The organism is Acidovorax sp. (assembly GCF_046294525.1).
GTDB lineage: Bacteria > Pseudomonadota > Gammaproteobacteria > Burkholderiales > Burkholderiaceae_C > Acidovorax.
The window spans coordinates 349,275-373,148 of sequence record NZ_JBKBKQ010000002.1 but is presented as its reverse complement, the minus strand read 5'-3'; the positions used below and the strand labels follow the sequence as shown (position 1 = coordinate 373,148).

Sequence of the window (23,874 nt, the reverse complement as noted above, 5' to 3'; positions counted from 1 at the left end):
CAACCGGGCGGCTCCACAGAATTCGCGGCAACCTTTTTCACGGGAGCCTTGCGTATGTTTTTGGGTACGTTCACACCTTTCAACGCGCCGCGCCATGCGGCGCTGGCCACCTTGTTCAGCCTGGCGCTTGCCGCCTGTGGCGGCAGCAGCAATGGCGATGGCGGCGGAGGCGGCAGCGAGGCTCCGCCGCCGCCAGCCTCCTCGGGCGGCGTGCCCACCGCCACCGGCAACGCCGCCGGCACGGCCGTCAGCCAAACCATGGGAGCGGCCGGCGGGCGGCTGGAGCTGGAGGGCGGCCGGGTCACCCTCGACGTGCCCGCTGGCGCGCTCACCCAGGACACCACGATCACCGCGCAACCCATCACCAACCACGCGCATGGCGGAACCGGCCAGGCTTGGCGCTTCAGTCCTGAAAACGTGCGCTTCGCCAAACCCGTGGTGCTCAGCTTCCGCTATGGCGACAGCGAGCTGGAAGGCTCCGCGCCCGAAGCGCTGGGTATCGCTTTCCAACGCCCGGGCGGCGTGTGGGAATGGGTGGGAAGCCCGCGGATCAACACCACCGCCCGCACGGTGAGCATCAGCACGGACCACTTCAGCGACTGGTCTCTCGTGCAAGGCATGCAACTTCGCCCTGTCAAAGCCAACGTGGCCGCAGGGAAGACGCTGGCTCTTCAGGTCATGAACTGCTTCACTGACTACGATGATCTCCTGGCCCCCATCGTGGGTCACCCATGCAGGCCCGAGCCACCCACTGGAGGGAAGATCAAGGAGTGGGCCGTGAACGGCCAGCCGGGAGGCAGCGCAGGCGTGGGCACCATCGGCGGGGACCAGCAGGGCGCGACCTACACCGCGCCCGGCGTGCCGCCCAGCCCCCACACCGTGACGGCCAGCGCGCGCGTGGATCTCAAACGCAGCGGCCAGATGCTGCTGCTGTCGCACATCACGATCACTCCGGAAGCCGACTACGTGGGTACGGTGACCTTCGACCACATCAGCCTGGGCGGCAGCATCAAGGGCACCGCGAATGTGTCTTGGAAGTTGCTCGAAACGATGTCGTCCGGTCAGACCGCGATTCGGTACTACGCCCCCAGCGGAACAACCGACCTGGATCTGCAGCTGGAAGGCTGCGACCCACGGAAGTTGTCCCTGCCCATCGACGGCAGCTTTGCAGCCAGCCAGTCGCAGGGCGCCCCCTTCCTGCGGGTGAATACCGTGGACAAGGTGTACCAGTTCACGCTTCGCCATGCGGGCACGGTCACCCTGCAATGTGGTGAGCCACGCGAGCCGTTCGAACTGGCGGGTTCGGACATCGCGCTGGCCATGGGCTTCGCAGGGGCCGGCTCGTGCGAGAACACGCTGCCACCCTTCCCCTTCACAAACCTCGACGAACTGTCCGGCCAGGGCGTCTGCCCCGACACCGTGAGCGCAAACTGGCGGTTCCTGGCGGGGAAATAGCTGTTCGAAAATCGGCCTTCGTGCCCCATGGCGCCAGAGCACCGCGCGCACCCGCTCTGGCACCGCCCCGCCGCCGTGCGGCACCAGCCTTTGCCACGCGCCTGCCCTGCGCCGCGGCGGCCCGCTCTGCGAGGCTCCTCTTAACTTCCCGCTTCGGCGTTCCCACGCATCAGGGCATTTCTGTGCACCGCCGCCGGCTGGAACAGCGCCAGCAGCGCATCCATCAGCCCACGGGCCTTGTCCGAATGGTCCGCCCCGAAGTTGCACACATACACGTCGAGCGTGACGGCAGCGCGCTCGGGCCAGGTGTGTACACACAGGTGGGACTCGGCCAGGAGCACCGTGGCGGTCACGCCGCCCGGCCCGTGCTGCGACGCCGGAAACTGATGGAACAACTGCCCCACCGGCTGCAGCCCCGCCGCGTGCACCGCCGCCACGCAGGCCTGGCCCAGGGCGGCGGCGTCCAGCAGCCACACGGGGGCGCAACGGCAGCCATGGAGATCGGCGGTGAGGTGCAGTCCTTGCATGGGGCTGCACTGTAGTACACCGCGCCAAGCCCGGGGCTTCCGTCGGCCAGCCCGACCTCATCGGTTCGCCAGGCATTCCTGCAGGTCGCGGCGGGTGGCCACGCCCAGCGCTGCGTAGAGCTGGCGCCGGTGGTACACCACGGTGTTCGCGCTGATGCCCATGTGGTCGGCAATGAGCGATTCCGGGAGGCCGCGCGCAAGCCAGTAGGCCAGCTCGCGCTGGCGAGGCGGCAGGGCGGTCTCGGCCAGGGCCTCCAGCAGCCGCACGCTGTGGGCCAGGCGCTGGGTGATGTGCAGTGCGACCGCGTCGCCATGCCCGGCGCAGGCGGCCAGACGGCGGGCGCGCAGCTCAAACGCTCCGTGTGCGTTGCGCAACGCCATGTGGTGCGCAGGCGCACCGGGCAGCTCCAACTGCTGTATCAGCAACTGCAGCGCGTGCGGCAGCGGCGCGCTGCCCAGGCTGCGGCCGTGCGCGCGCCAGCGCCAGCCCAAAGCGTGGGCGAGCAGAGCTTCAGCCTCGGGCGACGCCCACAGCGGCTGGCCCCGGGGCGACACGATCAGCAGCCCTTCCCGCACTACGTCGCCACAGTCCTGAGCGTCAGCGCCTGGGGCCCACAGCGCGCGGGTCAGGCCGGGCTGCAGCCGTGCCAACATAGCCAGTTCGTCGGCACTGAAAGGCCGCGATCGCGCGGGCCGGAACAGAAACAGCATGCCCACGGCCTGCCCTTGCGGCGCGCGCAGCGGCAGGCTCAACCAGTCCGCCACACCGGCGGGCCGCATGACAACGTTGTAGTAGTCGCTGCGCAGCAGTTCGGCCGGGGGCACGCGCAGCATCTGCGCCAGCGTCTGCGGGCCGCTGGGGTGGTGGGCGATGTCGCCCGGGTGCTGCAGCACGTTGCGGAACACACGCGCCTCGCTCGCCAGAATGCGCGGGTCGAAGTGGTCGGGCACGGCAGCCTGCACGGTGGGATGCTCCATGTGCACGTCCAGTTCGCCTGCCGCGCCCGGGTAGAAGTAGCCGCTGGAGTCGAAGCCGATCAGCGCACGGAGTGATTCGAGCACCGGGCCGATCAGCTCGGGGCCGCTGGCGTCCAGCCGGGCCAGGTGGCGCAGATGGGCAAGTGCATTTGTCGCTTGTCGGTGGAGGGCCATGGACGGCCGAATCTATCGGCCATCCTCCCCCGTCGGCCTACCCCTGGGGGGTAGTTGGCAGGGGCGGCAGCAGCCTCTGGGCCAGGTCGCCACGGCCCTGCACGCCCAGGGCTGCGTAGAGCTGGCGGCGGTGGTAAGCCACCGTGTTGATGCTCACGCCCATGCGCTCGGCGACCTGCGCCTCGGGCAGGCCGCGCACCAGCCAGTAGGCCAGTTCGGCCTGTCGCCGGGGCAGGCCCAGCGCCTGCAGGCGCTCCAGCACACGCGCTCCCCGGGGTCTGCGGTGGGTGATGTGGATGGCTGCGGCCTCTGGCGCGCCTGCGCCATCCGCCACACTGGCCAGGCGCGTGGCACGCAGCGCGAACGATCCGTGCGCATTGCGCAACACCAGCTCCGGCAAAGGGGCCGGGGCGCCAGGTGCAGGCCAGAAAAGCCGCTGCACCAGCAGCCGCAGCGCGTCCGGCAGCTCGCTGTCCCCCGCACGCCAGCGCGTGCCCATGGCCAGCGCCAGCAGCGCCTGCGCCTCCGGCGAGACCCACTGCAGTTGCCCGGCAGGGGACACGACCAGCAGGCCCTGGCCGCACACCTCGGCCTCGTCGGTGTCGTGCGTGTCAGCGCCAGCGGGCTGCAGCGCGCGCGCCAGCAAGGGCTCCAGCCGCCCCAGCGCGGCAGCCTCGGCCGGGGTGAAGAGCGGGTCGGCCACGCGGCGGAACAGCCACAGCACCCCCACCCCGTGGCCCGCCGCCGTGCGCAGCGGCAGCTTGAGTCCATCGCCCACGTCGCCGGGCCGCAGCACCACGTTGAAGAAGTCGCTGCGCACCAGCTCGGGCAGGGTCACCTTGACCATCTGGGGCAGCATCTGCGCCCCCTTTTCCACCCGCAGGGCTTCGGCAAAGTGGCGCGCGCCCCGGCGCATCACGCGTGCCTCGCTGTGCTGGATGCGGGGGTCGAAATAGTCGGGCATGGCGGCTTGCAGCGCAGGGTTCTCCATGAACACCTCCATCTCGCCCTGCGCACCGGCGTGGATGAGGCAGCCCGCGTCGAAGCCGATCAGCCGGTGCAGTTGCGCCAGCACGGGGGCAATGGCCTGCGGCCCGGTGGCATCCAGGCAGGCCAGCTGACGCAGGCGGGCGGTGGCGGCCTGGACGTCGCGGCGAAGCAAGGGTGCGGATGCGGGCATGACTTATTTCACGAAAACGCGACTGTAGCGCGCACTGCGGCCACACGACTACCCCGCAGGGGTGGGGCGGCGCAGGCGCCGGGCTTCTAGCCTAGGCCGCACCTTGACCACCACCAGCACAGGCCATTTGCCAACTTCGAAATTGATAGCTGACAGCGCTTATCCATCAAGCGCTAGAGGCACTTTTTATTCAACAACTGACGCTTGAAGACTGTCATGCCCACACCTCTGACCCGCACCCTGGCCGGTTTCACCTTGGCCGCCACGGCGCTGATTGCCACCACGACCAGCGCTTGGTCCGCAGGTGCTGCCGATCCGGCGCGCCTGCGCCTCACCCCGACCCTGATGGACCGCATGGAAGCCGCCGCCGCCGATCTGCGCAAGCTGCCCCGAAACGAGAAGAAGGACGATGCGGACGACACCGAGGACGCCGAGTCGGTGGAAGACATCGCCCGCAAGCTCGACGCCCTGCCCCAGGTGCGCGCCACGCTGGCGCGCCATGGCCTGACAAGCCGCGAATACGCCGCCGCCACGTTGGCCGCGCTACACGCCGGCATGGTGCTGGCCGTGGAAAAGGCACCGGGCGCCAAACCCGCCCACGGATTGACGCCCGAGCAGCGCGCCAACGTCGAGGTGATGCGCGCGCGCCAAACCACGAAGCCCGCCCGGTGACGCCGCCGCGCCGCGGTACTGACGAAACCCGCGCCCCTCGGCGGCAGTCCGCCACGCGACCACTCCAGCGCTATGCGCGCCGCTCCGCGCTGCTTCGCCCCGCATTCCCCACAACAACACTGAAGAGGAGTTCTTTCCATGCCCCTGTCACCCCCGCGCATGCGCCGCAGCGGCGCCGCGCTGCGCTCGTTCGCCGCGTCCCTGATCCTGCTGGGCGGCGGCTCGGCCGCGCACGCGGTGCAATGCCAAAGCGGCCAATGGCTGGCCGAATACTTTCCCAACACCACGCTGTCAGGCACCCCGGCGCTGCAGCGCTGCGAGACGGGGCCCGTCGACCACTACTGGGCGGGCGCCCAGGGCAGCCCCGATCCGGCGCGCCTGCCGGTGGACAGCTTCTCCGCGCGCTGGACGGCGCAGTTGGCATTCAACGGCGGCACCGCCCGCTTCGTCACCTTCACGGACGATGGCGTGCGTGTCTTCGTCAATGACCGCAAGGTGATCGACAACTGGACCGTGCACGGCATCACCATGGACGAAGCGCGCGTGCCACTGAACGCGGGGCGCCACACCGTGCGCATGGAGTATTTCGAAGCGGGTGGCGAGGGCCTGGCGCAGCTGGTGGTGGAGGACGATCCCGCCACGCCGCCGCCGCCCGCGCGCCCGCAGATCCAGGCTTTCACCGCCCAGCCACCCACCGTGGACGCAGGCGGCACCAGCATACTGACCTGGAGCACGGCCAACACGGTGGCCTGCACCGCCACCGGCGGCTGGATGGGCGAACAATCCCCCAACGGCAGCGCCACCGTACGCCCGCAAGCCACCACCACGTACGGGCTGACCTGCCGCAACGCAGAAGGCGATGCCACCAGTGCATCGACCACCGTGGCCGTGCGCAACGGCCCGCCGCCTGCGCCTCCAGCCATCGCACGCTTCAGCGCCGCCCCATCGCGCGTGCAGCCAGGCGACAGCGCACGCCTGTCGTGGCAGGCCACAGGCGCGGCGGCTTGCACAGCGTCCGGCGGCTGGAGCGGCCAGCGCGCCCCCGAAGGCGAAGAGGCGGTGCGCCCCGTAACCAGCACCTCGTACACGCTGACCTGCAGTAACAGCGTCGGCCAGACAGCCACCGCCACCACGCAGGTCGCCCTGGATGCCGTGAACCCGCTGCCCTCCGTGGGGGGCCTGAACGGCACCGCGACACCCCAGGGCGTGCGCCTGGGCTGGAACCCCGTGACCCAGAGTGGCAAGTGGGTGACGGGCTACTACGCCGGCTGGTACTGGACCATGTACCCGCCCGAGTCCGTGGACATGAGCACCATGACGCACTTCGTCTTTGGCCGCTATGCGCCCGCGTTGGGCTCGCTGCCCGGCGGCAGCGCCGGCGACCTGCTCGAAGGCGCTGGCAACGCGCATGCCGAGGTCGAAGGCACGCTGATCGCCAAGGCCCACGCCGCAGGCGTGAAGGCCATGATGATGATCGGCGGCGAGAACGATGGCCCCGGCTTCCTGGCCGCCACGGCCAACCCCACCGTGCGGGCGCGCTTCATCCAGAACATTCTGGACAAGGCAGAGCACAAGGGCTACGACGGGGTGGACATCGATTGGGAAGAGAACCTCGACACGCCGCAAGCCCGCGCCCAGGCCCTGGCCCTGCTGCGCGAACTGCGCGCAGCGTCCCAACAGCGTCCCCGCTACCAGGCCGCGCCGCTGGTGCTCAGCTGGCCGGGCTTCTGGGTGAACAAGAACCACCCGGACGTAACGCCCTGGCATGCCGAGGTGGCGGCCGCCGTGGACCAATTCAACCTGATGACCTACAGCATGGCGGGCGACTGGGGCTGGCTGTCGTGGCACCACTCGCCGCTGTTCGGCGCGGGCGACCTGCATCCCACATCCATTGAATCGACCGTGCAAGCCTACCTTGCGGCCGGCGTGCCACGCGCCAAGCTGGGCATCGGCATCGGCCTGTACGGGGCTTACTACAACAACCCCGTCACCGGCCCGCGCCAGAGCCTGGCGGGCATGCAGGGCTGGATGAACAACGGCGACTGGATGAACTACACCCAGCGCCTGGTGGCCGACAACGCCTTCGGCCAGCCCGGCGCCACCTATCACTGGGACGACGTGGCCAAGCAAAGCTACATCACCTACGCCCAGCCCTGGTGGCGATCCAGCGATACGCCCGTGACCTACCTGAGCTACGAGGACGAGCGCTCCATCGCCGCCAAGGGGCAGTGGGTGCGCGAGCAGGGCCTGGGCGGCACGCTGGTGTGGACCGTGAACTACGGCTGGCTGCCGCAACAGAGCGCCAACCCGCAGATGCAGGCAGTGAAGCAGTCGTTCATCGCTGCCAGCGCGTCTGGCTACCGGGTGTACCGCAACGGCGTGGCGATTGCCACCGTGACCTCGGGCACCGCTTACACCGACAGCAGCGCAGCGCGCGGCGGCAGCTACAGCTACCAGGTGGCGCTGCTGGACGCTGAAGGCAATGAAGGGCCGCTGTCAGCGCCCATCGTGGTAGCAGTGCCTTGAGGCGCCGGACATCGCTCCGGGGGAGGACCGGCTGACAATCACTGCAATTTTGATAGCTACCAGCGCTTTCCAAGCAAGCGCTGGAGCCACTTTTTCTTTAAATTTGGGCATACGACCAGCCACGGGCGTCCCTGCAACGCCGGGTTAGCCGCACCGCCGCGCGGCGGGCATGCGCCTGCGCCCGGAGACAGCGGCGACGCGGCGAGCCCTCCCGGGGCCGCAGCAACACCTGGGCGAGAGGGTGGCGCGCAGCAGGCCGCGCGCATCCCCGGCCGGCCAGCCCCGGTAAAATGCCGGGTTTCCCCCGAACCACCCCCACCCAATCCCCTCCCCCATGGCCAACACCCAGCAATCCCAACAGATGGCAAATGCAATCCGCGCATTGGCCATGGACGCCGTTCAACAAGCCAATTCAGGCCACCCCGGCGCCCCCATGGGCATGGCCGACATGGCCGTGGCGCTGTGGAGCCGGCACCTCAAGCACAACCCTGCCAATCCGCAGTGGTTTGACCGCGACCGTTTTGTGCTGAGCAACGGCCACGGCTCGATGCTGATCTATGCGCTGCTGCACCTCACGGGCTACGACTTGCCAATGCAAGAGCTCAAGAACTTCCGCCAGCTGCACAGCAAGACCCCTGGCCACCCTGAAGTAGGCTACACGCCAGGCGTCGAGACCACCACCGGTCCTCTGGGCCAGGGCATCACCAACGCCGTCGGCTTTGCGCTGGCCGAGAAGCTGCTGGCCGCCGAGTTCAACCGCGAAGGCCATGCCGTGGTGGACCACCACACCTACGCCTTCCTGGGCGACGGCTGTCTGATGGAGGGCATCAGCCACGAGGCAATTGCCTTGGCGGGGGCCTGGAAGCTCAACAAACTGATCGCGCTGTATGACGACAACGGCATCAGCATCGACGGCCAAGTGCAGCCCTGGTTCATCGACAACACGGCCCTGCGCTTTGTGGCCTGCGGCTGGAACGTGATCGGCCCCATCGATGGCCACGACGCCGACAAGGTGGCGGCCGCCATCGAAGAAGCCAAGAAGCAGACCGAACGCCCCAGCCTCATCGTGTGCAAGACACACATCGGCAAGGGCAGCCCCAACCGCGCCAACACGGCCAAAGCCCACGGCGAGCCACTGGGTGCCGAAGAGATTGTGCTGACCCGCGAAGCGCTGGGCTGGACCAGCGAGCCATTCGTGATCCCCGAAGACGTGTACGCGGGCTGGGACGCCAAGGCCCAGGGCCAAAGCGCCGAAGCCGCGTGGAACGAACGCTTTGACGCTTATCGCAAGGCCTTCCCCGAACTGGCGGCCGAGCTGACCCGCCGCATGAACGGCGACCTGCCCGCCAACTTTGCCCAGGTGGCCGTGGACACCGTGGTGGCCGCGCACACCAAGGGCGAAACCGTGGCCAGCCGCAAGGCCAGCCAACTGGCGCTGGAAGCCTTCACCGCCGCCCTGCCCGAACTGCTGGGCGGCAGCGCCGACCTGACGGGATCCAACCTCACCAACACCAAGAGCACGCCCAACCTGCGCTTTGACATGCAGGGCGCTGTGGTCAAGACCGAAGCCGCGAATGGCGACAAGGTAGGCGGCCGCCACATCAACTACGGCGTGCGCGAATTCGGCATGGCCGCGATCATGAACGGCGTGGCGCTGCACGGTGGCTTCATCCCCTACGGCGGCACCTTCCTGACGTTCAGCGACTACAGCCGCAACGCCATCCGCATGGCCGCGCTGATGAAGCAGCGCGTGATCCACGTGTTCACGCACGACTCCATCGGCCTGGGCGAAGACGGCCCCACGCACCAGTCCATCGAACACGTGGCCAGCCTGCGCCTGATCCCCAACCTGGATGTGTGGCGCCCTGCCGATACTGCCGAAACCGCCGTGGCCTGGAGCGTGGCCCTGTCCAACCGCAACAAGCCCACCGTGCTGGCCCTGTCGCGCCAGAACCTTCCGTACGCGCCCAAGCGCGACCTGGGCGACATCTCGCGCGGCGCCTATGTGCTGAGCGAGCCCGCCGACGTGGGCATCAAGAAGAAGCCCGTGGCCGTGATCATTGCCACCGGCTCGGAAGTGCAGCTGGCCCTGAAGGCCCAGCGCCTGCTGGCCGACAAGAAGGTGCCGGTGCGCGTGGTCTCCATGCCCAGCACCACCACCTTCGACCGTGAAGACGCCAAGTACAAGAGCAGCGTGCTGCCTGCCGGCGTGCCGCGCGTGGCCGTGGAAATGGGCGTGACCGACGGCTGGTGGAAGTACGGCTGCGCCGCCGTGGTCGGCATCGACACCTACGGCGAATCGGCCCCCGCGCCCGTGCTGTTCAAGCACTTCGGCTTCACTGAAGAGAACGTGGCGGCCACGGTACTCGCGGCACTTCGAAGCTAAATCGTTTACTACGCCCCAAGCATAATCATTAGCATGCGACGTAAAACAGCTTTTCGGCTACTAATCATTCCCGCATTGGTTTTTCCGATTGTCGGCATTTTTTTTATGCTCTGGGCTTGGTCAAGCTTTGATGCTAGTGATGTTAGAGGCGACTCTATTAAATTTTCATTTCTCGCACCAGATTACCTAAAGTCGGTGAAAATAATTGAAAAATGCAGCGAGCCCCTATTTCGTTGGAAAGGGCGCGACGGGGAAGGGTCACCTTTTAGCTCAATAAGATATGGGAGTTTTGCCTCACCCAACCAGCTTGCAAAATACTATACTCTCGAACTTAAAAAAAATGGTTGCAAAGTAGCCAAGCTTCACACCATCTCCCATAATGATCGAGCGATAGATTTTATTTGCACAAATAATCAATTTCACGAGATTCAAATTCAATTTCATGAAAAAAATGACTGCGCCGATGTAGCCATTTTTTTTACAGAGAAAGATTGAGCAGCAAATGAGCAAGCGGGAAGATATTATTAATGAGAGATACGCAGCGACTGCAAATTACGGCCTTGTCTATACACGGCACTTAGGTTGGCTCGACCTCGGACACATGAACCCAAAATCGGACCGTCCACATACGGGTGCCGCAACTTTGTGGAGAGAAATAAACGCGGGAGGTCCAGACGTTCGGTGGTGTAAAGGTGCCCACAGGCAAATTTGCACCACGCCGTCTCGATCCAACGATTTCCCCGCTGTAGGTTTTTCTGATAATGCCACTGGATTCAAGGTGGTCTACAGGCAACAGCAATTCGCGTTAAGAAAAAGAATATCTTCTGGAATTAATCGAGAATACATTGTTCGCCATAAATTATCCAATGAAGATAAGAAATCTGTTGCTCTTGCCATTTTCATGGAAGTCAGCTTGGAATTCGAAGAGCACCAAGAAGCGTTTCCTAAATTCATCACTGACAGTGGTTTTAGCCAAGAGGATCTCGTCTCGAATCTAATTAGTTTCCACATTGCGATTGGAACAGTGACGCAGGCTCAAGTTATGGCACTAGCTGAGCCCGTCTCTCAAGCCACTGCTTTTCAAATTTGGGATCGCTATGGCTCGGTCGGCTCCAACAAAAATCGCGGGTTTAGACCTTTATTTCCACCGAATACAGCGATGATCACCGATAAATGCAGAATAGATGAGTGCGTTAGCGTCGCGCCTCGCATTCCTGAATTTTTAGGGAGCGTCACGCCAGCAAAAAAGGGAATATTGTTTGCGAACAATATACTTGGTAGCTCTTGATCGCAAACGAGCAGATATTCCAGGATTAAATTGTCAAAGCCTTCTTCTAGCGCGCGATGAGAGCAGCCTGTTGCGTTATCTGCGGCATGTGTGCGACACACGAGCAGGGACTGGCGAAGGGCAAATGGGTAGCGTTTGCTGACTGCCAGCGGGAAGGCGCTGCAGCGCTGACACACCCACGAGGGTTCGAATACTTTTGCTCAGCTCACCTGCCCAAAGCAATCGAGTTCAGTCAACTTGCGACAGAGGAAGCGATAGCTCAATTGCTAGGCGTGAAAGATCCGAATTCAAACACCCCTGCTGCCGAGCAGGCACCAACCGGGCTCAAGCGGGTCATCCAGTGGCTGAAGCCATGACCAGCTTGTGCGGTTAGCACGCCCCTTGGAAGCGAACTCATTTCATCAACGTGGAGAAAAGTATGACGATCAAGATTGGTATCAACGGCTTCGGCCGCATCGGCCGCAACGTGCTGCGCTCGGCCATCCAGAACTTCAGCGACATCGAAGTCGTGGGCATCAACGACCTGCTGGAGCCCGAGTACCTCGCCTACATGCTGCAGTACGACTCGGTGCACGGCCGCTTCCAGGGCACCGTGGCGGTCGAGGGCAACACGCTGATCGTCAACGGCAAGAAGATCCGCCTGACGCAAGAGCGCGACCCCGCCAACCTGAAGTGGAACGAAGTCGGTGCCGACGTGGTGATCGAATCCACCGGCCTGTTCCTGGACAAGGTCACCGCGCAAAAGCACATCGATGCCGGCGCCAAGAAGGTCATCCTGTCGGCCCCCTCCAAGGATGACACCCCCATGTTCGTGTTCGGCGTGAACCACGACACCTACGCGGGCCAGGCCATCATCTCCAACGCATCGTGCACCACCAACTGCCTGGCCCCCGTGGCCAAGGTGCTGAACGACAAGTGGGGCATCAAGCGCGGCCTGATGACCACGGTGCACGCCGCCACCGCTACGCAGAAGACCGTGGACGGCCCTTCGAACAAAGACTGGCGCGGCGGCCGCGGCATTCTGGAAAACATCATTCCCTCCAGCACTGGCGCTGCCAAGGCCGTGGGCGTGGTGATCCCTGCGCTGAACAAGAAGCTGACCGGCATGTCTTTCCGCGTGCCCACCTCCGACGTGTCGGTGGTGGACCTGACGGTGGAGCTGGACAAGGCTGCCACCTACGACGAAATCAAGGCCGAGATGAAGGCCCAGTCCGAAGGCGCCCTGAAGGGCATTCTGGGCTACACCGAAGACAAGGTGGTGGCCACCGACTTCCGTGGCGACACCCGCACGTCGATCTTTGACGCAGACGCTGGCATTGCACTGGACGGCACCTTCGTGAAGGTCGTGAGCTGGTATGACAACGAGTGGGGCTACTCGAACAAGTGCCTGGAAATGGTGCGCGTGGTGGCCAAGTAAGCCCTCCCAGAGATTAAAAAAAGTGAACAGCGTCCGCTGACAAAGCCTGCAACTACCGTTGTGGCCGGCCCTCCGCAAGGAGTGGCCGGCTTTTTTTTGGTCCGCGCTTGGCAACACTGCAAGGACTACCGCCGCACCCGTCTGACTCCTACACGGCAGCCATCAACAGCCACCTAGCATGGGCACACCGCGCGTGAGGTGAGCTCAGCTTTGGAGCAAAGACGCACTCGCAGACACCTGGCGCGCACATCCATTGCCACAGGTCCCCCCGTGGGCCATCCACAGAAAGGGGGACATCCATGCCGCACACTCCACGCCCTTCTGCCTTCGCGCGCGCCATGGGCTGGCTTCTGCTGATCGCAGGGCTAGCCATTGCTGCGGGTGGGGCATGGCTCGCCATGCTGGGCGGGTCCTGGTACTACATGGCGGCGGGACTGGCCTGGCTGGGCACCGGGGGGTTGCTGCTGCGCGGGCATCGTGCAGCCCTGTGGATCTTCACCGCGTATTTCCTCGGGACATTGGCGTGGGGAATCTGGGAAGCGGGTCTGGATTGGTGGCCGCTGGCCGCGCGCCTGGGCGTGCCCTTTCTGGCCGGGGCCCTGCTCCTCGCACCCTGGGTGCGCAACGGTATGCGCCGTCCACCCCTGACGCAGGCCTCCATGCACCTCCGGACCGGCGATGCTTCTGCGCTCGAAACACCCGAGGAGCTGCGTGCAGCGCGGCCCATGCGGGCTGCGAAGGATCCCGGAAGCATCGCACTCGCCACATCACTGGCGCTGTTTGCCGCGGTCGCGGTGGCATCCTGGTTTTACGACCCCCATCGCATCCGGGGTGCCTTGCCCGAGCTGGCGCGTACCGGGCCGCCACCCGCGGTCCACGACCCCTTGCCCAACGGAGAATGGCATGCCTATGGCCGCACGCCCTTCGGACAACGCTATTCACCACTGGACCAGATCCACGCAGGCAACATCTCTCAGCTGCAGGTGGCGTGGCAATACCGAACGGGCGATGTGCGCGGCCAGCCCGGCGATCCGGAGGAGACCACGTTCCAGGTCACGCCGCTGAAGATTGGCAACCGCCTGTTCCTCTGCACACCACACCAGTCCGTGATCGCCCTCAATGCGACCACCGGCGCCGAGCTGTGGCGCTACGACCCGAAGATTCAGGGACAGCTTGCGCTGCAGCATCTGACCTGCCGGGGCCTTTCTTACCGACCGGCACACGCCGTGCAGGGAATTGCGCCCGCACCCGAACCATTGGCGTCCGCGCCGGCACCCGATGCTGCAGCAGCGGTGTCCGCGGCGCCTCCCATCGCCGGGCAGCCCGTGGCGGCGCAGTCGGCGTCTGCCACGCGTGCTGACTGTGCCGCCAAGCTCTACATGCCCACGGCCGACGGTCGCATTCTGGCGCTCGACCCCGAGTCCGGCGCCATATGCACCAACTTCGGCAACGGCACGGGCCAGATCGACCTGTGGGCGAACATGCCGAACGTCAAGCCGGGCTCGTACTATTCCACTTCGCCCGTGGTGGCCACGCAGCAATTGCTGATCGTTGGGGGGACGGTGCTGGACAACGTATCGACGCAAGAAGCATCGGGCGTGATCCGCGCGTTTGACGCCGACACGGGTGCGCTGGTGTGGAACTGGGACTCGGGCAACCCCGACAACACCGCCCCCTTGGCGCCGGGCCAGCAGTACACGCCCAACTCGCCCAACAGCTGGTCCATTGCCAGCGCCGACGAGCGCCTGGGGCTGGTCTACATCCCCATGGGCAACCAGCCGCCCGACCAGTGGGGCGGCCACCGCAGCGAGGCCGCCGAGCGGTTCTCGTCCTCGGTGGTGGCACTGGACATCGCCACAGGCCAGGTCCGCTGGGTGTACCAGACCGTGCGGCACGACCTGTGGGACTACGACGTGCCGTCCCAGCCCAGCCTGGTGGACCTGACAGTCAATGGCGAAACCGTGCCGGCCCTGGTGCAGCCCACCAAGCAGGGAGACCTGTTTGTGCTGGATCGGCGCACTGGCGAGCCCATCCTGCCGGTGCACGAGGTGCCCGCGCCGCAAGGCGCCGCCGAGGGCGACTACACCGCGCTGACGCAGCCCAAGTCCGCGTTGTCCTTCGACCCGCCGCCGCTGGCCGAGCGCGACATGTGGGGGGCCACCCTGTTCGACCAGCTGGCCTGCCGCATCGCCTTCCGCAAGCTCCGCTACGAGGGTCAGTACACGCCGCCGTCCGAGGGGGGCTCCCTGGTCTACCCCGGCAACTTCGGCGTGTTCAATTGGGGTGGCATCGCGGTCGATCCGGAGCGGCAGGTGGCCTTCACCACGCCGACCTACCTGGCCTTCACCTCCCAACTGGTGCGCCGCAAGGACGCCACTACCCACTATGTGCAGAACAACGGCGCCCCGCAAGGCAGTCTGCCGGCATTGAACGAAAACCTGGGCGCACCTTTCGCAGTGAAGCTCGCGCCTTTCACGTCGCCACTGGGTCTGCCCTGCCAGGAGCCTCCGTGGGGGTATGTGGCTGCGGCAGACCTCACCACCGGCAAGGTGGTGTGGATGCACCGCAACGGCACGGTGCGGGACCGCGCCCCGGTGCCCCTGCCCTTCCGCATGGGCGTGCCCAACCTGGGCGGGCCCGTCATGACCGCTGGCGGCGTGGCGTTTCTGTCAGGCACGCTGGACTACTACGTGCGCGGTTACGACGTGCGCAATGGCGACGAGATCTGGCGCAGCCGCTTGCCCGCAGGTGGCCAGGCCACCCCCATGACCTACCTGGGCGATGATGGCCGCCAATATCTGCTGGTCGTCGCAGGGGGGCACGGGTCGCTGGGCACGAAGGCGGGGGACCACGTCATTGCGTATGCGCTACCGGGCTCCTGAGCTGGCGGTACAGCACGGCGCAGGTCATGCGCGTACCGCCTGCTGCGTGGGCTCCAGGGCGTCCACCGGCGCCCCGCCTACCGGCATGGGGCGGGCCGGTGCCGGCTTGCCCATGCCGTCCGGCACGCTGGCCACGTGCACCGTGCGGGTGGGGAGCGCAAACTGCACATCCATCGCGGCAAACTCGCGCATCAACCCCAGGTTGATGGACTGCTGCATGTCCATGTACACGCCAAACGCCGGGTCCTTGACGATGTAGACGACCTCGTAATCGAGCGAGCTGGCGCCAAACGCTTTGAAGTGCGCCCGGTCAAAGCGCAGTTGTTCGTGGGACTCGATGAGCTTGCGCACCACGCCCGGGATGGCCTCGGCCTTTTCAATAGGCGTGTCATACGTCACTCCAAACGTGAACACGATGCGGCGCTCCTGCATGGGCCGGTAGTTGCTAATGGTCTGCTTGAGCAGGTCGGTGTTGGACATCACCACCTCTTCGCCCTGCAGGCTGCGGATGCGCGTGGTCTTGAGACCGATCATCTGCACCGTGCCCGCCACACTCCCCACGACTACAAAGTCGCCCACCTGGAAGGGCTTGTCCACCGCGATGGCCAGCGACGCAAACAGGTCGCCCAGAATGTTTTGCACAGCCAGCGCCACCGCAATGCCGCCCACGCCCAGGCTGGCAATGAAGGCGGTGATGTTGACGCCCAGGTTGGAGAGCACGGCGAGGAAAATGACGCTCCAGAGCAGTGTGCGCAGGCCCCAGGACATCAGCGTCGCCGAAGCGCTGATCTGCGTCATGCCCTTGGACGAGTGCCGCTCTACATAGCGGCGCGCACCGATGCCGATGGCGCGCATGCCCCACAGGCCCATCTGCAGCGCCACGGCCACAAACCACAGCTGGCTCAGGCGCGCCTCCCACCGCCCAGGCAAGTCCAGCATGGCCGCCCCCACCAACAGCGCCACCACCAGCATCAGGGTGCGGCTGGTGCCTTCCAGAACATCAACAGCAGCGGTGGCGACGCTGCTGTGCGATTGCGCAGACCACGCCTTTGCGCGCCCCGTCAGCACACGCAATGCCACCAGGATGACGGCATAGGCGACCACTGCGGCGGTCACCGCGATCAGCAGGCTCCACAGCGGGATACCCGCCAGGGTGGTCTCCTGGACCCAGGTGATGAAAGGGGATGGGGACATGCAGGAACTCCTCAATGTTGGTCGGTCAGATTTCACGGCTTGGGGGGGTAGCACCCTTTTCGGGTGCAAGCACCCGCCGCGCAAATTGCATGGCGTCTCGTTGCGATCGCGCCGCTCACAGGCACCTTGGTCGAGGCCCTCACAGCACCAGAGTTCCCGTGGCGCGCCGCCCCCGTCGCCGAATGCAAGCATTCGTAAGACACGCCCCACAGCAATACAGAAGCGGTGCCTACGCCCTCGGGATAGCACCCACAACAAGAATCAGGCCACGCCAGTTCAACACTGGCCGCCCGCGCCCTCAAGCATGAGTCTTGGCATGACGCGGCGCATCACACAACCTTCAGAGGAGTCCACCACACCATGTGCTCATCCCCCTTGATCCGAACCACTGCTGCACTGGCCTTGCTGGGTACGCTGGCCGCGTGCTCGTCCACCCCCGCGCCCACCGAACAGATGGCCGTGACGCGCACTACGGTGGACCGCGTGGCCGCCGCACCCGCCGTCGCTACCAACGCCCCCGTGGAGTTGCAAAAAGCCCGCGAAAAACTCATGCAGGCAGAACGCGCCATGGCCACCGAGGACTACACCGCAGCGCGCCGCCTGGCGGCAGAAGCCGAGGTGGACGCCCGCGTCGCGGAAACCCGGGCAGATGCAGCCCGCAACGCGACCAACCTGGCACAGGTGCAGGACAGCATCCGCGCGCTGCAGGAAGAAATCCAACGCCGTTCACCACGTTGACCCGCAGCGGTCCGCATTGATCCGCGTTGGATCCACTTTGATCCGATCCGGATTGCGGACCGACCTTTCCCATTCCTCCTTCTTCCATTCACTGCGTCCACAGCGTTGTCCCGCACCTCTCTGTTCGTCTGCTGAGACTGACCTGAATTTGCGCCGAGCGCAACGCATCCCGACGCACGAAATCACAGGAAACAACCCATGCGATCCTTTCTCCACCGAACCACCGTTTTGTGCTCCAGCCTCATTGCCGTCGGCCTGCTGGCCGCCTGCGCCAGCACCACGCCCTCGCCCGCGCTGGAAGAAGCCCGCACTGCCGTCAGCACCGCAGCAGGAGACCCGGCCGTCAACCAATACGCCCAACTGGAGCTGAAAGAAGCCACGGACGCACTGACCCGTGCTGACCGCGTTTGGGCAGACGACCGGGACACCTCCGAAACCAATCATCTGGCCTACCTGGCTCGCCAGCGCGCTGAAGTGGCAGTGAACGCTGCGCGCGCCCGGCAGCTGGAAGCCAACATCCAGCAGGCTGGCACCGACGCCGACCGCATCCGTCTGCAAGCCCGCACGCAGGAGGCCGACGCCGCGCGCCTGCGCGCAGAAGCCCAGGCCCGCAACGCGCAGATCGCGCAGCAACAGGCCTTGAGCGCCGAACAGCGCGCTGCACAGCAACAGGCCCAGGCCAACGCCGCCCTGGCACAGGCCAGCGCCGCACAAGACCGCGTTCGGGCACTGGAAGCACAACTGCGTGAGATGGAAGCCCAGCAAACCGAACGGGGCCTGCTGGTGACGCTGGGTGACGTGCTGTTTGCCTTCAACAAAGCGGAGCTGACGGCGCAGGCAGCGCCGCGCCTGGACAAGCTGGCGAGCTTTCTGAAGCAGTTTCCGGATCGCAGGCTGCTGATTGAGGGTTACACCGACAGCGTGGGCGGCGACGCCTACAACCAGACTCTGTCCGAACGCCGCGCCCAGGCCGTGCGCGATGCGCTGGTGCAGCGCGGCGTGGACAGCAGCCGCATCACTGCGCGCGGCTACGGCAAGGCCCACCCGGTGGCTGATAACGCATCTCCTGAGGGTCGCGCAATGAACCGGCGCGTGGAGATCGTGATCGCCGATGAGCAGGGGAACCTGCGCGGAAGGTAAGGGCACGCCCGAGGCCCAGTGGGCCTTCCCCCCGCTCTCGCGCTGCTGCGCGCTGCGCGCTGCGGGCGGGGGACGCCGCCAGCGCACGCAAGCGACGCGCCGCCCATGCGGCTCGGCGGCCCTTGCGCGGTGGCCCTTGCTTAGGCCGCGCTGCCCTCAAACGTTTCGGTGTCCACTTCACTCGCGTTCTGCGCGTTGTAGCGGCTGCCGACCACGGTGCGCTGGTTGATCAGCGCATCCAGCTGCGCCATGGTGGACGCATCCAGACGCACGTTCACGGCACCCAGATCGTCCTGCAGGTGGGGGACCCTGGTGGTGCCCGGAATGGGGATGATGTGCTCACCCCGGTGCAGCAGCCAGGCCAGGGCCAGTTGCGCTGGCGTGCAACCCGCCTCACGTGCGACCTGCAGGCAGCCATCGAGCAGCTTCAGGTTGGCGGCATAAGCCTCGGGCGCAAAACGCGGCATGGCGCGGCGGATGTCCTTAGCGTCCAATGTGTTCACGTCACGCAGCTCGCCGCACAAAAAGCCTCGTGCCACGGGGCTGAAGGCCACAAAGGCAACGCCGAGTTCGCGGCAGGCGTCCAGCACCGCAATCTCGGGGTTGCGCGTCCACAGCGAATACTCTGTCTGTACGGCGGCGATGGGGTGTACGGCGTGCGCGCGGCGCAGCGTGGCGGCCGAGACTTCTGACAGACCAATGCTGCGGATCTTTCCTGCACGCACCAGGTCGGCCAACGCGCCCACGCTGTCTTCGATGGGCACCTTCTTGTCCCAGCGGTGCAGGTAGTACAGGTCGATCACATCGGTCTGCAATCGGCGCAGGCTGTCCTCGCAGGTCTGACGCAGGGTGGCTGGGCGGCCGTCGATCACCCGCACCAGCTTGCCGTCGCCGTTCACGTCCACGCCCTGCATACCGCACTTGCTGGCCAGGGTGAAGCGGTGGCGGTGCGGCTTCATCACCCGGCCCACCAGGGTTTCGTTGGCGCCAAAGCCATATAGCGTTGCGGTGTCGAACAGCGTCACGCCGGCATCGAGCGCGGCCAGCAGCACGCGCTCGCCCTGTTCAGGCGACACCGGTGCACCGTAGGCGTGTGACAGGTTCATGCAGCCCAGGCCTATGGCCGAGACGGAGAAGGGTCCAAGGGTTCGTTGTTGCATGGGCGAAGCTTACGCCAAGCGTTCGTGTGCTAGCGCACTGCGTCGCCACGGGCGCCCTTGCGCCTGACCGCGGGCACATCGGCGGCAAGAGCGTGGCGCTGCAATGCGCTGCGCAGCAGCGCTGCGGCCGCACGCAGCGGCTCGTCGGTGCGGCGGGCCAGGTAGGTGGCGGTGTGGGCCAACCCGGCCGGCCCCAGGGCGCTGGCTGCCAAGGACACCAGATGCTTGTCCGCCAGCTCCCGCTCCACCGCCCAGCGCGGCAGGCGCCCCCAGCCCACGCCAGCCAGAATCAGTGCGCGCTTGGCGTCCTGCGTGCCCACCCGCAGGGTTTCGGGCGACAGCACGCCAAAGTCGCGGCCTTGAGACAGTGGCGTGGGGTCTTCCAGGACCACCTGCAGATGGTCGGCCAAGTCCCGGCTGGACAGCGAGGCCTTGTGGCGGCGCGCCAGCGGATGGCCCCTGGCGGCCACCGCGACGATGGCCACAGGCTGCAGCGCTTCGGTTTCGATGCGTGGGTCCAGAAAATCCTCGCCCGCCAGGATGGCCAGGTCGCAGCGTTTGTCACGCAGGGCCTGCAGCGGGCCGCCCAGGGGCTCGGTGGTCACGCGCAGGCGCACGGCGGGCAGCGCATCGCGCAGATCCTTCAGTGCGGCGGCGACAACGGGCAACGGGTACAGCGTATCCACCACCAACGACAGCTCGGTCTCCACGCCCTCGCCCAGCCCGCGTGCCCGGGCTTTCATGAAATCGACCTTGAGCAGCACGGCGCGCGCGTCCTCCAGCAGAGCCAGTCCCGCCGCCGTGAGCACCGGGCGGTGGCCGCTGCGGTCAAACAGCGCAATGCCCAGTTGGGTTTCCAGGTTGGCGATGGCGTGGCTCACGGCCGATTGAGCACGCAGCAGGCGGCTGGCGCCCGAGCGAAAGCTGCCCGCCTCGGCCACGGTGACAAACATGCGTATCTGGTCGAGGGTCAGCGCGTCGAGCATGGAAAAAAGCGGGGGTTAGATGGTGGCGATGGTCGGCGTCAGACTGATCTATTACATCGATCATGATCAGCAAAATTTTAAGCCTTCCGCAGATCATTCCGACTCCCCATACTCTGGCCATGTTCACACGAAAGGTGCAGCCCATGACCCAGGTTCTGGTTCTTTACTACTCGTCCTACGGACACATCGCCGCCATGGCGTCCGCCGTGGCAGAAGGCGCGCGCAACGCCGGGGCCGACGCCGTCGTCAAGCGGGTGCCCGAACTGGTGCCCGAGCCGGCCGCACGCAAGGCGGGCTACCTGCTCACGCCAGACGTGCCCGTCGCCACGGTGAACGAGCTGGCCGACTACGACGCCATCATCCTCGGCACGCCCACACGCTTTGGCAACATGGCCGCGCAGATGAAGAACTTTCTGGATCAGGCGGGCGGCCTGTGGGCGCGCGACGCGCTGGTGGGCAAGGTGGGAAGCGTCTTCACCTCCACAGGCAGCCAGCATGGCGGGCAGGAGTCCACCCTGTTGTCCACGCACACGGTGCTGCTGCATCTGGGGATGGTGGTGGTGGGACTGCCTTACACATTCAAAGGCCAGCTGCGCATGGACGAGATTACGGGCGGCTCGCCCTATGGCGCATCGACACTGGCCGACGACGGGCACGGCGGCGACCGCCAGCCCAGCGCCAACGAACTGGCAGCCGCGCGCTTTCAAGGCCGCCATGTGGCACGCGTTGCCCGCGCACTGGCGGGCGCCGAACAACTGGCGCAGGTGGTAGCGTGACGCGCGAAGGCGACATCGCGCCCGTGCAGCCGACCACTGACTGGCGCGCCGTCGCGGCCATCGTGGCGGCCGGGGTGGTGTCGGCCTACCACCTGGGCAAGGTGCCGATTGCTGCCATGCAGCTGCAGGCAGGCCTGGGACTGAGCCTGGGCATGCTGGGTGCGCTGGGTGCCACCTTCGCATTGCTGGGTGCGGTGGGGGGCGTGTTGGCCGGCACCGTGGTGGCGCGCATGGGCGACCGGCGGATGCTGGTGGCGGGCCTTGCGGCCACGGTGCTGGGTACCGCTGTGGCGCTGGCGCAGCAGGGCAGCTTTGCCATGCTGCTGGCGTCGCGTGTGGTGGAGGGATTGGGCTTTTTGCTCATCACCGTATCGGGCCCCGCCGTCATCGCGCGGGTGGTGCTGCTGCGCGATCGCAACCGTGCCATGGCGTTGTGGAGCTGCTTCATGCCCGGGGGCATTGCGCTGGCCATGTTGACGGGGCCGTGGCTCGGAGGCTGGCGGTGGCTGTGGGTGGCAGCGGCCCTGGCATCGGGCGTGATCGCGGCGCTGGTGTGCTGGCGGGTGCCCGCCGCTGGACGGGCAGGCGCATCCACATCTGCAGGCACCGGCGACGCCGCCGCGCTTCGCTCGCGCCTGTCGGATGTGCTGCGGTCCGAACCGCTGGCCCTGGCCGCCACCTTTGCGCTGTACAGCCTCATGTTCTTTGCGCTGTTCAGCTTTCTGCCCGTGCTGCTGCAAGAGCGCATGCACGCCAGCCCCGCTGCCGTGGGCTTGCTGACAGCCATCGCCAGCGCGGCCAACATTGCGGGCAATCTGGCAGCGGGCGTCTGGCTGAAGAAAGTGGGCCGCGCGGTGTTGGTACGCACCGCAGCCGCTGCCATGGCGGTGTGCGCGCTCGGCATTTTCCTGCCGGGACTGGATCCGGTGGCTTCTTTCGGGTTGTGCCTGCTGTTTTCAGCGGCCGGCGGGCTGGTGCCCTCCAGTCTGCTCGCGTCTGTGCCGCAGGTCACGGCCACACCCGCCCATGCGACGCTGGCGGTGGGGCTGCTCATGCAGGGCAGCAACCTGGGCCAGGCGCTAGGGCCTGTGCTGGTAGGCACCGCGGTAGCCCGCCACGGGTGGCCGGCCGCAGCGGCATGGGTGGTGGCTGCGGCACTGCTGATGGCATGGGTCGTGCGGTGGCGCGAAGGCGGCGCGATCCCACAGCGAACCCGCTGAGGAACAAGCAGGTCTGCAAACGCCTAAACCCCCTTCAGCGGTAACAAGCCACACAGAATAGGGCGATGGCGCTAGCTAGCCCGCCACCGGCTCGCCCACCTGCTCGGCATGCGGCCCCAGCGGCACCACACACAACAGCACCCCGTCCAGCGTGAGGACCAGCCCCAGTTGCCCACCCATCTGCACTACGCCACTCACGGTGGTGCCAGCGCACGGGGCACAGGGGCGCCCGGGCCGCGTGACCTGCACAGTAGTGCCGCGCAGGGCAAGCGCGCTGACGGGCGGCTGGCGCATCAGGGCCCACAGGTTTTGCGGATCTCGCGATCGCAGCGACTGCAGGTAAAGGCGAAGCAAGGCAGAGTCTGTAACGCTGGGTTCATCGCGCCCGTCGCCTTCTTCGCCCCCAACGCGGTTGCGGGCCTCATGCTCCACCTGCCGCAGACGCTGCAACGCGCGGCGAAGTTGCTGGCGGCTGGCCGCTTCAGTGCGGCCACTGGCCTTCGCGAGTTCGGCATGGCTGGCATCGAACACCGCATGCAACAACACTGCAGCGCCCTCCGCAGGCGCCACACAGGCCGCCAGCCGCCGCAGCGCCAAAGTGGCCTGCTGCGCCAGGGCCGCATCGGCCTCCGCCGAAGGTGCGACGCTGCCAGCGGCGTTTCCCCGCGCCGTGTGCGCTGCTTCGGCCAGCCACTGCGCCATCCACTGGCGCCGCCGCAGGCGATCAATGGCCAGGTTGCGCACTACCGTCAGCAGCCAGGCTTGCGCCACGTTGAGCGCAGGGGCGTTGGCCTCCAATGCACGCACGTAGGCGTCCTGCACAGCATCTTCCGCATCGGCAGGACCCAGCAGGCGCGTGGCGGCGCGGACCAGGGCACTGCGGCTGGCACCCAGGAGCGCCACGGAGTGTTCGTCGTCTTGCATCCGGGCATGGTGCCACATACAGGCGGGATGCGTACTGAGGCACGAGTTGGTGATGAGTTCGCTAGCAGCCTTGGGGTGAGAGACGGGATTGAACCCAAAGCCGCCGTTGAGAAGCGCCGCCCGGCAGCCGCCCGGAAGCTCTCAGTGCATTGCTGCACCCTGTTTTGGAAATCCAGCTGTCTGCCTACTGCAAGCTATAGTTTGCCGAGTTGACGCCTGACGGGTAGCGGATTTTGATACCTGGACGTTTG

The 23,874-nt window shown here is 66.2% G+C and carries 19 protein-coding genes; 12 read left to right on the top strand and 7 right to left on the bottom strand.

Annotated features, from left to right (window positions below; all coding sequences use genetic code 11):
* Positions 1-54: 54 nt before the first annotated feature.
* On the top strand, positions 55-1,455 hold the full coding sequence (locus ACK4HJ_RS04115; RefSeq protein WP_409827954.1) for a hypothetical protein: 1,401 nt from the start codon (positions 55-57) through the stop codon (positions 1,453-1,455).
* A gap of 140 nt (positions 1,456-1,595) precedes the next feature.
* On the opposite strand, the gene ACK4HJ_RS04110 is transcribed toward ACK4HJ_RS04115, so the two are convergent.
* Genes ACK4HJ_RS04110 through ACK4HJ_RS04100 form a run of 3 tightly spaced genes read right to left on the bottom strand, consistent with a single transcriptional unit; the run spans position 1,596 to position 4,314 of the window.
* Positions 1,596-1,982: an S-adenosylmethionine decarboxylase family protein gene (locus ACK4HJ_RS04110; RefSeq protein WP_409827952.1), complete on the bottom strand. Its 387-nt coding sequence runs from the start codon at positions 1,980-1,982 to the stop codon at positions 1,596-1,598.
* A gap of 57 nt (positions 1,983-2,039) precedes the next feature.
* Positions 2,040-3,134 (bottom strand): helix-turn-helix transcriptional regulator, encoded by a 1,095-nt coding sequence (locus ACK4HJ_RS04105; RefSeq protein WP_409827950.1) that lies wholly within the window; start codon positions 3,132-3,134, stop codon positions 2,040-2,042.
* A 37-nt stretch (positions 3,135-3,171) separates the two neighbouring features.
* Positions 3,172-4,314, bottom strand: a complete 1,143-nt coding sequence (locus ACK4HJ_RS04100) for a helix-turn-helix transcriptional regulator (RefSeq protein WP_409827948.1) — start codon at positions 4,312-4,314, stop codon at positions 3,172-3,174.
* 216 nt (positions 4,315-4,530) lie between these two features.
* On the opposite strand from ACK4HJ_RS04100, the gene ACK4HJ_RS04095 reads away from it, so the two are divergent.
* The 7 genes from ACK4HJ_RS04095 (at position 4,531) to ACK4HJ_RS04065 (ending at position 15,485) form a co-directional block, all read left to right on the top strand.
* A complete protein-coding gene (locus ACK4HJ_RS04095) occupies positions 4,531-4,986 on the top strand; it encodes a hypothetical protein (protein ID WP_409827946.1) in 456 nt (151 codons plus the stop codon).
* Positions 4,987-5,124: 138 nt separating this feature from the next.
* Complete coding sequence (locus ACK4HJ_RS04090; protein ID WP_409827945.1) at positions 5,125-7,512, top strand: glycosyl hydrolase family 18 protein; 2,388 nt, start codon at positions 5,125-5,127, stop codon at positions 7,510-7,512.
* Positions 7,513-7,846: 334 nt separating this feature from the next.
* Complete coding sequence (gene tkt / locus ACK4HJ_RS04085; protein WP_409827943.1) at positions 7,847-9,898, top strand: transketolase; 2,052 nt, start codon at positions 7,847-7,849, stop codon at positions 9,896-9,898.
* 33 nt (positions 9,899-9,931) lie between these two features.
* A complete protein-coding gene (locus ACK4HJ_RS04080; RefSeq protein WP_409827941.1) occupies positions 9,932-10,393 on the top strand; it encodes a hypothetical protein in 462 nt (153 codons plus the stop codon).
* A 7-nt stretch (positions 10,394-10,400) separates the two neighbouring features.
* Positions 10,401-11,186, top strand: coding sequence for a hypothetical protein (locus ACK4HJ_RS04075; RefSeq protein ID WP_409827939.1), 786 nt, complete (start codon positions 10,401-10,403; stop codon positions 11,184-11,186).
* A gap of 418 nt (positions 11,187-11,604) precedes the next feature.
* Positions 11,605-12,603 carry a type I glyceraldehyde-3-phosphate dehydrogenase gene (gene gap, locus ACK4HJ_RS04070; protein ID WP_409827938.1) on the top strand — a complete coding sequence of 333 codons (999 nt, stop codon included), beginning with the start codon at positions 11,605-11,607 and terminating at the stop codon, positions 12,601-12,603.
* Positions 12,604-12,902: 299 nt separating this feature from the next.
* On the top strand, positions 12,903-15,485 hold the full coding sequence (locus tag ACK4HJ_RS04065) for a membrane-bound PQQ-dependent dehydrogenase, glucose/quinate/shikimate family (protein WP_409827937.1): 2,583 nt from the start codon (positions 12,903-12,905) through the stop codon (positions 15,483-15,485).
* Between the two features lie 24 nt (positions 15,486-15,509).
* On the opposite strand, the gene ACK4HJ_RS04060 is transcribed toward ACK4HJ_RS04065, so the two are convergent.
* The gene (locus ACK4HJ_RS04060) at positions 15,510-16,679 is read right to left on the bottom strand and encodes a mechanosensitive ion channel family protein (protein WP_409827935.1); all 1,170 of its coding nucleotides are present in this window, start codon (positions 16,677-16,679) and stop codon (positions 15,510-15,512) included.
* 360 nt (positions 16,680-17,039) lie between these two features.
* Here ACK4HJ_RS04060 and ACK4HJ_RS04055 point away from each other — a divergent pair, with 360 nt between their 5' ends.
* Entirely contained in the window at positions 17,040-17,417 is a 378-nt protein-coding gene (locus ACK4HJ_RS04055) for a DUF4398 domain-containing protein (RefSeq protein ID WP_409827934.1), read from the top strand.
* 198 nt (positions 17,418-17,615) lie between these two features.
* A complete protein-coding gene (locus ACK4HJ_RS04050; protein ID WP_409827933.1) occupies positions 17,616-18,557 on the top strand; it encodes an OmpA family protein in 942 nt (313 codons plus the stop codon).
* A 140-nt stretch (positions 18,558-18,697) separates the two neighbouring features.
* Here ACK4HJ_RS04050 and ACK4HJ_RS04045 read toward each other — a convergent pair whose 3' ends face one another.
* Complete coding sequence (locus ACK4HJ_RS04045) at positions 18,698-19,717, bottom strand: aldo/keto reductase (RefSeq protein WP_409827932.1); 1,020 nt, start codon at positions 19,715-19,717, stop codon at positions 18,698-18,700.
* A 29-nt stretch (positions 19,718-19,746) separates the two neighbouring features.
* A complete protein-coding gene (locus tag ACK4HJ_RS04040) occupies positions 19,747-20,703 on the bottom strand; it encodes a LysR family transcriptional regulator (RefSeq protein WP_409827930.1) in 957 nt (318 codons plus the stop codon).
* 143 nt (positions 20,704-20,846) lie between these two features.
* On the opposite strand from ACK4HJ_RS04040, the gene wrbA reads away from it, so the two are divergent.
* Both wrbA and ACK4HJ_RS04030 read left to right on the top strand, forming a co-directional pair.
* The gene (gene wrbA, locus ACK4HJ_RS04035; RefSeq protein ID WP_409828094.1) at positions 20,847-21,479 is read left to right on the top strand and encodes an NAD(P)H:quinone oxidoreductase; all 633 of its coding nucleotides are present in this window, start codon (positions 20,847-20,849) and stop codon (positions 21,477-21,479) included.
* Positions 21,476-22,699 (top strand): CynX/NimT family MFS transporter, encoded by a 1,224-nt coding sequence (locus tag ACK4HJ_RS04030; RefSeq protein ID WP_409827929.1) that lies wholly within the window; start codon positions 21,476-21,478, stop codon positions 22,697-22,699. Before wrbA ends, ACK4HJ_RS04030 begins: the two co-directional genes overlap by 4 nt.
* A 75-nt stretch (positions 22,700-22,774) precedes the next feature.
* On the opposite strand, the gene ACK4HJ_RS04025 is transcribed toward ACK4HJ_RS04030, so the two are convergent.
* Positions 22,775-23,623: an RNA polymerase sigma factor gene (locus tag ACK4HJ_RS04025; protein ID WP_409827927.1), complete on the bottom strand. Its 849-nt coding sequence runs from the start codon at positions 23,621-23,623 to the stop codon at positions 22,775-22,777.
* Positions 23,624-23,874: the final 251 nt, after the last annotated feature.